General features: G+C 74.3%; 9 protein-coding genes and 3 pseudogenes. 5 read left to right on the forward strand and 7 right to left on the reverse strand.

Annotated elements, in window-relative coordinates:
• The 4 genes and pseudogenes from B1205_RS32045 to mraZ all read right to left on the reverse strand — a co-directional run.
• A pseudogene (locus B1205_RS32045) lies at positions 1-283 on the reverse strand (penicillin-binding protein 2); the annotation flags it as partial.
• Positions 257-837, reverse strand: a pseudogene (locus tag B1205_RS21320) (hypothetical protein); the annotation flags it as partial. The pseudogenes B1205_RS32045 and B1205_RS21320, both read right to left, overlap by 27 nt.
• Positions 834-1,837, reverse strand: a pseudogene (rsmH, locus tag B1205_RS21325) (16S rRNA (cytosine(1402)-N(4))-methyltransferase RsmH). The pseudogenes B1205_RS21320 and rsmH, both read right to left, overlap by 4 nt.
• Positions 1,838-2,042: 205 nt before the next feature.
• Positions 2,043-2,474 (reverse strand): division/cell wall cluster transcriptional repressor MraZ, encoded by a 432-nt coding sequence (mraZ, locus tag B1205_RS21330; RefSeq protein ID WP_089157225.1) that lies wholly within the window; start codon positions 2,472-2,474, stop codon positions 2,043-2,045.
• Between the two features lie 355 nt (positions 2,475-2,829).
• Here mraZ and B1205_RS21335 point away from each other — a divergent pair, with 355 nt between their 5' ends.
• Genes B1205_RS21335 through B1205_RS21345 form a run of 3 tightly spaced genes read left to right on the forward strand, consistent with a single transcriptional unit; the run spans position 2,830 to position 5,502 of the window.
• Entirely contained in the window at positions 2,830-4,077 is a 1,248-nt protein-coding gene (locus B1205_RS21335; protein WP_089157374.1) for a MurT ligase domain-containing protein, read from the forward strand.
• Positions 4,067-4,789 carry a type 1 glutamine amidotransferase gene (locus tag B1205_RS21340; RefSeq protein ID WP_089157226.1) on the forward strand — a complete coding sequence of 241 codons (723 nt, stop codon included), beginning with the start codon at positions 4,067-4,069 and terminating at the stop codon, positions 4,787-4,789. The genes B1205_RS21335 and B1205_RS21340 overlap by 11 nt, the downstream gene beginning before the upstream one ends.
• Positions 4,786-5,502, forward strand: coding sequence for a TVP38/TMEM64 family protein (locus tag B1205_RS21345; RefSeq protein WP_089157227.1), 717 nt, complete (start codon positions 4,786-4,788; stop codon positions 5,500-5,502). The genes B1205_RS21340 and B1205_RS21345 overlap by 4 nt, the downstream gene beginning before the upstream one ends.
• 116 nt (positions 5,503-5,618) lie before the next feature.
• Here the strand turns inward: B1205_RS21345 and B1205_RS30380 are convergent, their stop codons facing one another.
• Both B1205_RS30380 and B1205_RS30385 read right to left on the reverse strand, forming a co-directional pair.
• Complete coding sequence (locus B1205_RS30380; RefSeq protein ID WP_089157228.1) at positions 5,619-6,275, reverse strand: response regulator; 657 nt, start codon at positions 6,273-6,275, stop codon at positions 5,619-5,621.
• Positions 6,272-7,450 (reverse strand): sensor histidine kinase, encoded by a 1,179-nt coding sequence (locus tag B1205_RS30385; protein WP_089157229.1) that lies wholly within the window; start codon positions 7,448-7,450, stop codon positions 6,272-6,274. Before B1205_RS30385 ends, B1205_RS30380 begins: the two co-directional genes overlap by 4 nt.
• 131 nt (positions 7,451-7,581) lie before the next feature.
• On the opposite strand from B1205_RS30385, the gene B1205_RS21360 reads away from it, so the two are divergent.
• Together B1205_RS21360 and B1205_RS21365 are read left to right on the forward strand one after the other, a co-directional pair.
• Positions 7,582-8,313, forward strand: a complete 732-nt coding sequence (locus B1205_RS21360; protein WP_089157375.1) for an ABC transporter ATP-binding protein — start codon at positions 7,582-7,584, stop codon at positions 8,311-8,313.
• Entirely contained in the window at positions 8,310-9,104 is a 795-nt protein-coding gene (locus B1205_RS21365; protein ID WP_089157230.1) for a hypothetical protein, read from the forward strand. Before B1205_RS21360 ends, B1205_RS21365 begins: the two co-directional genes overlap by 4 nt.
• 42 nt (positions 9,105-9,146) lie before the next feature.
• Here B1205_RS21365 and leuS read toward each other — a convergent pair.
• Positions 9,147-11,676: leucine--tRNA ligase (gene leuS, locus B1205_RS21370; protein WP_254910108.1), on the reverse strand; the 2,530-nt coding region annotated here is incomplete at its 5' end.

An 11,676-nucleotide genomic window follows, 5' to 3' on the forward strand; every position in this document is an offset into this window, starting at 1 on the left:
TCGCCCGGCGGCCGGCCCGGGCGCTCTCACCGGCCGTCGCCGGCTCCCGGCGGCCGGCCCGCCCGGCCCGGCCACCGTCGAGCACCTGCAACGCCGGCCGGAACGGGTCGCCCGACCGGTTCCCGCCCCGTGGGGTACGCCGTTGCTCGGCGCCGCCCTCCCGGATGGTCCGCCCGCGCGGGGTGTACGCGCGGGCGTCGGAGATGCCGCCGACGCCCGGTTCCCGTGGTTCGACCCCGCGCGACGAGCCGCGCCNCCTCCGTTGCCCTGCTGGCCGGCGCCGGCCGACACGCCCTCGCCGGGGTGCGGCACCCCGATCGTGCGCCCGTCCGGCAGCCGGATGTAGGCCGGGTCCTCCGACTCGACCAGGCCCAGCTTGCGGGCGTTCGCGGTCAGGTTGCCCGGCGCCTCCTGCTCGGCGATCTCCTTCTTCAGCTCCTGCTCGTCCACGTCGAGCTTGGCCTGCTGCTGCTCGAGCTTCTCCAGCCGGAACGCGTTCTCGTTGATCTTGGTGTTGACCGCCAGGATGCCCAGCACCCCGCTGACCACGAGCACCAGGATCAGCCCGACGAAGGGCGCCCGGGGCACCCGGATCGGCGGTGGCGGGGCGACCCGCAGCCGCGGCGCCGCCGCCTCGGTGGTCCGGGTGCGCTCGGCCGGCCGCAGCGCGGCGGTGCCCTGGGTGGGGAAGTCGCGCGCCCCCCGGGCGCGAGTCCCCTCCCGGCGGTCCGCCGCCGTCGTCGTGTCCCGCGTGGTGCGCTGCGCCGTGGTCCGGCCCCCCGACCGCGGTGCGCGCTGCCCGACGGCCCCCCGGCCGTCGCGCTTCTCGACGTTCATGTCCCCTCCCCCTCCTCGTCCGTCCCGGTCCCCGGTTGGTGCATCGCCTTCACCCGGCGGCGGTACCGTTCGCGGTCGGTCCGCCCCTGCCCGATCTCCTCCGGGTCGAGCCGCTCCGCGGCCCGCAGCCGCACCGAGGCGGCCCGCGGGTTCGCGGCCACCTCCGCCTCCCCGGGCAGTTCCGCGCCCCGGCTCAGCAGCCGGAACGTCGGACCCGACCCGGGCAGTTCGACCGGGAGGTCGACCGGGCCCTTGCTGCGAACCCGGTCGGCGAGCGCCTGCTTGGTGAGCCGGTCCTCCAGCGAGTGGTAGGACAGGACCACCATGCGNGTTCTCTGTTTACCTCGATCCGTAAAGCCTGAAACGTTCTCTTTGCCGGGTGTCCGCCGGTTCGCCGCGCCGGAGCCGGGATGCTGTCCCGAACCAGCTCGGCCAGGCGGGCCGAGGACGTGATCCGGGCCCGCTCCCGCTCCCGGATGATCGCCGAGGCGATCTTCCCGGCGAACTTCTCCTCGCCGTACACCCGCAGCAGGCGGGCCAGCTCCGGATGCGAGTAGGTGTTGACCACCTCCTCGGCGGTCGTCCCCCGGGTCTGGTCCATCCGCATGTCCAGCGGCGCGTCCTGCGCGTAGGCGAACCCGCGGTCGGGCGCGTCCAGTTGCAGCGACGAGACGCCGAGATCGAACAGCACGCCGTCGATCGCCGGGTAGCCCAGCCGGTCGAGCACCTCGGGCAGCTCGTCGTAGACGGCGTGCTCCAGGTGGACCCGATCGGCGAACCGGGCCAGGCGGACCCGCGCGTGGGCGAGCGCCTCGGTGTCCCGGTCGAGGCCGATCAGCACCGTGCCCGGATGGGCCGTCAGCACCGCCTCGGCGTGCCCGGCCAGGCCGAGCGTGGCGTCGACGTGCACGGTCCGGCCGGGGCGGCCCAGGGCGGGGGCCAGCAGCTCGAGACACCGCTCGAGCAGCACCGGCACATGCGTGCCGCGTAGCTCCCCCATGTCGACCCCCACTGCTCGAAACCCGTTTCCGTCCGTGTGTCCGTCGTCGCGACGACGCCTCGTCATACCGCCAGATCCCCATCCGCTCCCCGCCCGCCGGAGGCCGCGGCCCTCCGTCTCGGATCGTGCGCCTGGCACCGGGGAAGGGGTGCCAGGAACTCGAAAGCGGCTGGAGATCTCGCCGTACGTGGGGCGCCGTCACGCCCTACAGACCGCCGGGCAGCACCCCCTCCTCGATGTCGGCGAAGTCGTCTTCGCTCTCCGCGAGGTAGGTCTCCCAGGCCGCCCGGTCCCAGATCTCCACCCGGGTGCTCGCCCCGATCACCACCAGCTCCCGGTCGAGGGCCGCGTACGACCGCAGGTGCCCGGGAATCGTGACCCGCCCCTGCTTGTCCGGCACCTCGTCGTGCGCGCTGGCGAAGAAGACCCGGCTGTAGGCCCGGGCCGCCTTGCTGGTCATCGGCTGCGCGCGCAACTGGTCGGCGATCCGCTGGAACTCGGGCATCGGGAAGACGTAGAGGCAGCGCTCCTGCCCTTTGGTGATCACGACACCCCCCGCCAGCTCGTCCCGGAACTTGGCCGGCAGGATCAACCGGCCTTTGTCGTCCAGGCGCGGAGTGTGGGTGCCGAGGAACATCGGCCCAAACCCCCTCGCCCTGAGCGGCGTTCGCGGCGCCGCTGACCCCCCGGGCCGGTGTGGCCCTCCCGGCCTCACCATCGCGCCCCACTCTACTCCACTTCCCTCCACCTGCAACCAGAATTGCCTGGTCGGCGTGGCGTTTCGGCGCGCAAAACCGCACGTCAGCGCGGGTGGAGCGGAGTGGAGGGGGTGAGCGGCCCCGGCGGGCGTCCGCTACCCGACATCGACCGTCGCCGTCCGGCCGGGCGCGCTCCGACCGTCCGCCGGGCGTCCCCGGCCGAACGGTTCGCCGTCGGCGGCGATCTGGCGGCGACCGTGGTCCGGTAACCTCGCTCGGGTGACGGACGCGAAGATGCCCTTGCGGGCAAAGGTGGCCAGCTCCGTGTCGCGCACCGCCGCGGCGCTGTCGCGGGCCGCGGGCCGTGGCGACGGCTCGGTGATCGGCGGCTGGATCGGCCTCAAGATCGACCCTGACCTGCTCGCCCACCTCTCGGCCGGGCGCGCCATCGCCCTGGTGTCCGGCACCAACGGCAAGACCACCACCACCCGGCTCACCACCGCGGCGGTCGGCGTGCTGGGCCGGGTCGCCTCCAACGCCTTCGGCGCCAACATGCCGACCGGGCACACCTCGGCGTTGGCCAAGGCCGGCAGCACGCCCTACGCGGTGCTGGAGGTGGACGAGCACTACCTCGCCCAGGTGCTTGAGGCGACCGAGCCGCATGTGGTGGCGCTGCTCAACCTCTCCCGCGACCAGCTCGACCGGGCCAAGGAGGTCGCCATGATGGCGCAGCTCTGGCGGGCCGCCCTGGTCCGCCACCCGGACGTGCGGGTGGTCGCCAACGCCGACGACCCGATGGTGGTCTGGGCCGCCTCCCCGCCCGCCGACCCGGCCCAGGGCCACCACCCGCCGCACGTCACCTGGTTCAGCGCCGGCCAGCGCTGGCACGACGACTCGTGGGTCTGCCCCGAGTGCGGCTCCACCATCCGGCGCGTCGGTGAGCAGTGGTGGTGCACCGGTTGCCCGCTGCGCCGCCCCGAGCCGCAGTGGACGGTCGACGACGACGGGGTGCTCGACCCCACCGGCGCCTGGCACAAGATCCAGCTCCAGCTTCCCGGCAAGGTCAACCTCGGCAACGCGGCCACCGCCCTGGCGGTCGCCGCCGAGTTCGGCGTACGCCCGGTGGACGCGGTGTCCCGGCTCGGCACGGTCACCTCGGTCGCCGGCCGCTACGCCCAGGTCGACCGGGACGGACGCAACATCCGACTGCTGCTGGCCAAGAACCCGGCGAGCTGGCTGGAGGCGTTCGACATGGCCGACGTCGCGCCGACCCTGCTCTCCATCAACGCGCGCGACCCCGACGGGCTGGACACGTCGTGGCTGTTCGACGTCGACTTCTCCCCGCTCGCCGGCCGACAGGTGCTGATCACCGGTGACCGGGCGTACGACCTGGCCGTGCGGCTGGACGTCAACGGGGTGCCGTTCCGGCACGTCCGCACGTTCGACGAGGCGGTCCGGGCGGTGCCGCCGGGCCGGCTGGAGGTCATCGCCAACTACACCGCCTTCCAGGACATCCGAGCGGAGCTGGACCGTGTCAACTGAGAGCCTGCGCATCGTCTGGATCTATCCCGACCTGCTGTCCACCTACGGTGACCGCGGCAACATGCTGATCCTGGCCCGGCGGGCCCAGTTGCGCGGCATGCCGGTCGAGGTGCTGGAGGTCCGCTCCGACCAGCGGCTGCCCGCCACCGCCGACATCTACCTGATCGGTGGTGGGGAGGACGGCCCGCAGGCGTTGGGCGCCCAGCGCCTGCTCGCCGACGGCGGCCTGCACCGGGCGGTGGCCCAGGGTTCGGTGGTGTTCGGCGTCTGCGCCGGCTACCAGTTGCTCGGCACCTCGTTCTTCGCCAAGGGCACCCGGTGCGCCGGCCTGGAACTGCTCGACCTCTCCTCCGACCGCGGCCCGACCCGGGCGGTGGGCGAGCTGGCCGGCGAGGTCGACCCGCGACTGGGCATCCCGCACCTGACCGGGTTCGAGAACCACGGTGGGCGCACCCACCTCGGCCCCGGCGTGGCGCCGCTGGCCCGGGTCACCACCGGCGTCGGCAACGACGGTGCCACCGAGGGGGCCTGGCGGGGCAAGCTGCTCGGCACGTATTCGCACGGCCCGGCGCTGGCCCGCAACCCCGACCTGGCCGACCTGCTGCTGCGCTGGGCGACCGGCGTCCACCAGCTCCCCCCGCTCGACGACACCTGGGCCGACCGGCTCCGGTCGGAGCGCCGCGCCGCGGTGGCGGCCGCCGCCCGGGCATGACCGGCGCCGCCCGGCCGGGGCGGCGACCGGTGGCCCGCCGGCTCGTCGGGTTGCTGCGGCAACCGTCGGCGCGCCGGTTCGGGCTGCTGCTCCTGCTGCTCGCCGGGTTCGGCGCCACGTTGCTGCTGGCACCCCGGCCGGACCCGGCCGAGCTGCCCCGGCTCGCCGACACGCTCGGCGGCTACGCCCCGGTCGCGGCCGTGGTCGGCGGCGCGCTGCTGCTGGTGGCCCTGGTGCCCCGCACGTTCGTCACGCTGGCCGCGGGCGCGATCTTCGGCCCGGTGCAGGGCGCCGCGTACGCGCTCGGCGCGGCACTGCTCGCGGCGGCGCTCGGCTTCGCGGTCGGCCGGATGCTGGGCCGCGAGTTCGTCGCCGAGCGGGTACGCGGCCGGCTGGCCCGGCTCGACGGCTGGTTCGCCCGGCAGAGCGTGTTCGGGGTGATCACCGTCCGGTTGCTGCCGATCGCCGGGTTCGGGCTGGTCAGCTACGGCTACGGCACCACCGCGGCCCGGGTGCTGCCGTTCCTGGCCGGCAGTGTGATCGCCTCCGCGCCGACCGCCATCGGCTACGCCGCGATCGGCGCGGCGGTGACCAGCCCCGGTTCGATCAACTGGTACGCGGCCGCGCCGGCCAGCCTCGGCCTGATCGCCAGCGTGCTGATCATCCACCGCTGGTGGCGGGCGGAACGGCAACGCCGGCTCGGCCCGAGCTGACCTGCCGGGCGCCGGCGAGGCTGACATGTCCGGTGCCGGCGAGGCTGACCTGCCCGGCGCCGGCGAGACGCTGCCCGGCGGGTTGATCGCCGATCACTGACCCACGGCGCGCTGAGCTACCGGGCGGGGGTGACCAGGCCGGCCTCGTAGGCGGCGATCACCAGGTGCACCCGGTCCCGGGCGGCCAGCTTGGTGAAGAGGCGGGCCACGTGCGCCTTCGCGGTGGCCGGGCTGATCACGAGCTGAGTCGCGATCTCCGCGTTGGACAGGCCGCGGGCGACCAGCACGAGCACCTCCCGCTCCCGTTCGGTGACACCGGGCAGGGCACGGGGACGGGGTGCCCGGTCGGGCCGGCGGGCGAACTCGGCGATGAGCCGCCGGGTCACCCCCGGCGCGATCAGCGCGTCGCCGGCCGCTACCACCCGCACCGCGCCGAGGATCTCCTCCAGCGCCATGTCCTTGACCAGGAAGCCGCTCGCTCCGGCGCGCAACGCCGCGTGCACGTGCTCGTCGTCGTCGAACGTGGTGAGCACGAGGACGCGGGTCGGTCCGCCGGCCGCGACGATCTCCCGGGTCGCCGCGATCCCGTCAGTGCCGGGCATCCGCAGGTCCATCAGCACCACGTCGGGCAGGAGTTCCCGGGCCGACCGCACCGCCTCCGCACCGGTGCCGGCCTCGCCGACCACCACCAGGTCGACCGCGTCGGCCATCAGCACCCGCAGCCCGGCCCGGACCAGCGGCTGGTCGTCGACGAGGAGGACGCGGATCGTCACGCCGGACCCGCCGGACCCGCAGCGACCACCGGGCCGGCCGCGCCCGTCGGCAGCACGGCGGCCACCCGGAAGCCGCCCTCCGGCCGCGGCCCGGCCTCGAACCGGCCGCCGAGCAACAGGGCCCGCTCCCGCATGCCGACGATCCCGTGCCCCGGGCCGCCGAGCGGGCCGCCGTGGCCGCCGTCCACCACCTCGACGCGCACGCCGTCCGGCGCCTGCCGCACCGTCACCCGGCACGTCGGAACCCGGGCATGCCGTACCACGTTGGTCAGCGCCTCCTGCACGATCCGGTAGGCGGCCAACTCCACCTCGGCGGGCAGCGGACCCGGCTCGCCGTCGACGGTGAGCGTGACCCGTACCCCGGCGTCGCCCGCGGCCTCGACCAGCCGGTCCAGGTCGGCCAGTCCGGGCGTCGGGTCCAACGATGCCGCCGCGCCGTCGGGGCGGCGCAGCGCGCCGAGGGTACGCCGCAGCCCGGCCAGCGTCTCCCGGCTGGTGAGCTCGATGGTGGTGAGCGCGGCACGGGCCTGCGCGGGCTGGCTGTCGAGCACCCGCGCGCCGACGCCGGCCTGAATGGCGATCACGCCGATGCTGTGCGCGACCACGTCGTGCAGCTCCCGGGCGATGCGCAGCCGTTCGGCGGTGACCGCCTCGGCGGCGGCGTGCGCGCGCACCTGCTCGGCGTGCCGGCGGCGGGCGCGCATCGAGTTGCCGACCACCCACGCGGCGAGCACGGCCGGCACCGAGACGGCGGCCCGGCCCACCGGGTCGCTGGCCAGGTTCACGAAGGCCGCGGCGAGCTGGATCAGCAGAACCATGACGGCCGCGGGCACCGACACCCGCCACCGCGCCCGGGCCGCTGCCACTCCGAGCATCACGTCGATGGTGAGGAACTGGAGGTACCAGAGCCCGGCCAGGTAGCCGTCCTCCCACCCGTTCGTCATGACGGTGACCGCCGACGCCCCGGCGAGCATCAGACCGACGGCGAGCAGCGGACGACGGTGCAGCAGGCCGACCGGCAGGAGCACCGCCAGGAGGGGCGCGAGGTAGCGCGCCGGACCGCCCGTGGCGGTGGTCGACGCGAACAGCACCACCGGGGGCAGCAGCGCGACCGCGGACCAGACCAGCACCGTCCGCGTCCGCCGGGCACGGGTGTCCGGGACGACGACCTCCATGGGCCCCACCGTAGCCAGCCACCGGCCGTCCGGTCATCGGCCGGCGGGCGTACGCCCGGGGGCGGAGCCCCGACGGTCCGGTGTGGCCGCCGGCACNGAGCCGGCGGCCGGAACACGGAAGCGTCGACGCCATGATCGAGCTCAGGAACCTCACCAAACGGTACGGCGGGAGCACCGCCGTCGACCGCCTCACCCTCACCGTCCGACCCGGACACGTCACCGGCTTCCTCGGCCCGAACGGCGCCGGCAAGTCCACCACGCTCCGGCTCGTCGTCGGCCTGCACCGGCCGACCAGCGGCGTCGCCCTGGTGGACGGGCGGCCGTTCGCCGACCGGCCGCGCGGGCTGCGGCACGCCGGCGCGCTGCTGGACGCCGGTGACGTGCACGGCGGGCGGAGCGCGCGGGCGCACCTGACGGCGCTGGCCCGCAGCAACGGGATCCCCCGCTCCCGGGTGGGTGAGGTGCTGGACCAGGTCGGCCTGACCGAGGTGGCGCGGCGCCGGATCGGCGGATTCTCGCTCGGCATGCGGCAGCGACTCGGGATCGCCGGCGCGCTGCTCGGCGACCCGCCGGTGCTGCTCTTCGACGAGCCGTTCAACGGCCTGGACCCGCACGGGGTGCGCTGGGTGCGGGGACTGTTCCGCCGGCTCGCCGACGAGGGCCGGACCGTGCTGGTCTCCAGCCACCTGATGAGCGAGATGGAGCAGACCGTGGACCACCTCGTGATCATCGGGCGTGGGCGACTGCTCGTCGACGAGAGCCTCGCAGCCTTCGCCGGGGCGAACTCCGGCGCCGCCTCGCTGGAGGAGGCGTTCATGGACCTCACCGCCGACCGACTCGACTACACCGCCGGAGGCCGATGATGGACGCCCGGTTCCGCGACCTGCTCGCCGCCGAGTGGACCAAGCTGTGGTCGCTGCGCTCCACGTACGGGTCGATGGCGCTGATCACGGTGTCGACCGTGCTGTTCAGCGTCCGCGCCGCCGTCGCCGACCACCACAACTGGCCGGGCTACGCCGCCGAACGCCGGGCCGCGTTCGACCCGATCCACGACGCGTTCCCGGAGGAGGGCTGGCTGTTCGTCATGCTCGCGGCCGGGGCGGTGGGCGCGTTGATGATCGCCGGTGAGTACGCCAGCGGCCAGATCCGCACCACGCTGATCGCGGTGCCGGACCGCCGCGCCGTGGTGGGCGCCAAGGTGGTGGTGCTGGCCGGCGTCATGCTGGTGGTCGGCGCGATCGCCGCCGCGACGTCGTTCGGGGTGTCCCAGGCGATCCTCGCCGACCTTGGCGCCGGCGCGTCGATCGGCGAACCCGGCGCGCTGCGCGCCGTCGCGGCGTCGACGCTGCTGCTGCCGGTCTGCGCGCTGATCGGGTTCGGTGTCGGCGCCCTGGTGCGGCACACCGCGCCGGCCGTCGTGGTCACCACGACGCTGCTGCTGCTCGCCCCGCTGGCCTTCGACATCACCAACCGGTGGACCGCCGCGGTCCACAACGCGCTGCCGGTCCCGGCCTGGGAACGACTCGTCGGCAACCCGTACGTGCTGCCGAACCTGCACGTGGCGACCGTGCCGGGCGCCTGGGCGGTGTTCGCCGTCTGGCCGGTGGTGGCCGCGCTGCTCGCCGCGATCGTCGTGCACCGCCGCGAACCATGACCGGTGGCGGGCGCGCCCCGCAGGACGCGCCCGCCACCCGGCTCAGGCGACGACCGAGACCATCCGGCCCGCCACCACGATCACCTTGCGCGGCTCCCGGCCGGCCAGCGCGCCGGCGACCGCCTCCAGCGCCGCCGCGCGGACCGTGTCCTCCGGCGCGTCGACCGGCACCTCGACGCGGCCCCGGACCTTGCCGTTGACCTGCACCGGGTAGGTCACCGACTCGGCGACCAGCAGCGCCGGGTCGGCCACCGGGAAGTCCGCGTACGTCAGCGAGGTGTCGTGACCCAGCCGGCGCCACAGCTCCTCGGCGATGTGCGGGGCGAACGGGGCGACCATCAGCACCAGCGGCTCGGCCACCTCACGCGGCGTCTCGGCCAGCCGGGTCAGGCCGTTGGTCAGCTCGATCAGCTTGGCGATCGCGGTGTTGAACCGGATGGCCTCCATGTCGCCGCGGACCCCGTCGACCACCCGGTGCAGCAGCCGCCGGGTCGCGTCGTCGGCGGGGGCGTCGGTGACCCGGGACTCGCCGGTCCGCTCGTCGACCACGGTGCGCCAGACCCGCTGCAGGAACCGGTAGGAGCCGACCACCGCCCGGGTCTCCCACGGGCGGGACACCTCCAGCGGACCCATCGACATCTCGTACACCCGGAACGTGTCGGCGCCGTACGCCGCGCACATCTCGTCCGGGGTGACCACGTTCTTCAGCGACTTGCCCATCTTGCCGTACTCGCGCCGAACCTCGGTCTCGCCGTGGAACCACCGGCCGTCGACCTCGACGACCTCCTCGGCCGGCACGTAGGCGCCGCGCGGGTCGGTGAACGCGTACGCCTGGATGTAGCCCTGGTTGAACAGGCGGCGGAACGGCTCGAACGACGAGACGTGCCCCAGGTCGAACAGCACCTTGTGCCAGAAGCGGGCGTACAGCAGGTGCAGCACGGCGTGCTCGGCCCCGCCGACGTACAGGTCGGTTCCCCCGCAGTCAGGTCGGCCGCGGTCTCCGGTGTCTCGAGGCCCCATCCAGTACGCCTCGTTCTCCGGGTCGGCGAAGCGCTCGGCGTTGGTCGGGTCCAGGTAGCGCAGCTCGTACCAGCAGGAGCCGGCCCACTGCGGCATCACGTTGGTCTCCCGGGTGTAGCGCTTGGGCCCGTCACCCAGGTCCAGCTCCACCTCCACCCAGTCGCGCCGACGCGACAGCGGGGTCTCCGGGTTGCTCTGCGCGTCCTCCGGGTCGAACGTCTTCGGCGAGAAGTCGTCCACCTCGGGCAGCTCGACCGGCAGCATCGACTCGGGCAGCGCGATCGGCGCCCCGGACTCGTCGTACACGATCGGGAACGGCTCGCCCCAGTACCGCTGGCGGGAGAACAGCCAGTCGCGCAGCCGCCAGGTGACCGCGCCCGCACCGTGCCCGTTCGCCTCCAGCCACTCGATGATCCGCGCCTTGGCCTCGGCCACCCCCAGGCCGTCCAGGTCGACGCCGCGCTCCGGGGCGGCGCTGTTCACCGCCGGGCCGTCCCCGGTGAACGCCTTGCCGTCGAAGCCCTCCGGCGGCGCCACGGTGCGCACGATCGGCAGGTCGAAGACCTCGGCGAAGGCCCAGTCCCGCTCGTCCTGGGCGGGCACCGCCATGATCGCCCCGGTGCCGTAGCCGGCCAGCACGTAGTCGGCGATGAAGATCGGAATCTGCCCGCCGGTGGCCGGGTTGGTCGCGTACGCGCCGACGAAGACGCCGGTCTTCTCCTTGCTCTCCGCCTGCCGCTCCACGTCCGTCTTGGCCGCGGCGGCCTTCCGGTACGCCTCGACGGCCTCGCGCGGGCTGCCGTGCCCACCGGTCCAGGCGTCCCGCGTCCCCTCCGGCCAGGCGGCCGGCACCAGTACGTCGACCAGCTCGTGCTCGGGCGCCAGCACCATGTAGGTGGCCCCGAAGATGGTGTCCGGCCGGGTCGTGAACACCCGCACCGCGGCGGCGTCGGTGGGGAAGTCGATGTGCGCGCCGGTGGAGCGGCCGATCCAGTTGCGCTGCATCAGCTTGATCGGCTCGGGCCAGTCCAGCGTGTCCAGGTCGTCCAGCAGCCGGTCACCGTACGCGGTGATCCGCATCATCCACTGCTTCAGGTTCCGCTTGAAGACCGGGAAGTTGCCCCGCTCGGAGCGGCCGTCGGCGGTGACCTCCTCGTTGGCCAGCACGGTGCCCAGCCCCGGGCACCAGTTCACCGGCGCCTCCGAGACGTACGCCAGCCGGTGGTCGTCGACGATCCGCCGGCGCTCGGCGACGGTCAGCTCGGCCCACGGACGTCCGTCCGGGGTGGGCCGCGTGCCGCCCTCGAATTCGGCGATCAGCTCGGCGACCGGCCGGGCCCGGCGGGCGTCCGCGTCGTACCAGGAGTTGAAGACCTGCAGGAAGATCCACTGCGTCCAGCGGTAGAAGTCGGTGTCGATGGTCGCGACCGAGCGCCGCTCGTCGTGGCCCAGCCCCAGCCGGCGTAGCTGCGCCTTGTACCGCTCGATGTTCGCCACCGTGGTGGTCCGGGGGTGGGTGCCGGTCTGCACCGCGTACTGCTCGGCGGGCAGG

The organism is Micromonospora sp. NBS 11-29, assembly GCF_002140155.1.
Classification (GTDB): Bacteria; Actinomycetota; Actinomycetes; order Mycobacteriales; family Micromonosporaceae; genus Micromonospora.

Coding starts and splice junctions, on each gene's coding strand:
- mraZ (WP_089157225.1), bottom strand. CDS start 2,474: ATGTTCCTCGGCACCCACACTCCGCGCCTGGACGACAAAGGCCGGTTG.
- B1205_RS21335 (WP_089157374.1), top strand. CDS start 2,830: ATGCCCTTGCGGGCAAAGGTGGCCAGCTCCGTGTCGCGCACCGCCGCG.
- B1205_RS21345 (WP_089157227.1), top strand. CDS start 4,786: ATGACCGGCGCCGCCCGGCCGGGGCGGCGACCGGTGGCCCGCCGGCTC.
- B1205_RS30385 (WP_089157229.1), bottom strand. CDS start 7,450: ATGGAGGTCGTCGTCCCGGACACCCGTGCCCGGCGGACGCGGACGGTG.
- B1205_RS21360 (WP_089157375.1), top strand. CDS start 7,582: ATGATCGAGCTCAGGAACCTCACCAAACGGTACGGCGGGAGCACCGCC.
- B1205_RS21365 (WP_089157230.1), top strand. CDS start 8,310: ATGATGGACGCCCGGTTCCGCGACCTGCTCGCCGCCGAGTGGACCAAG.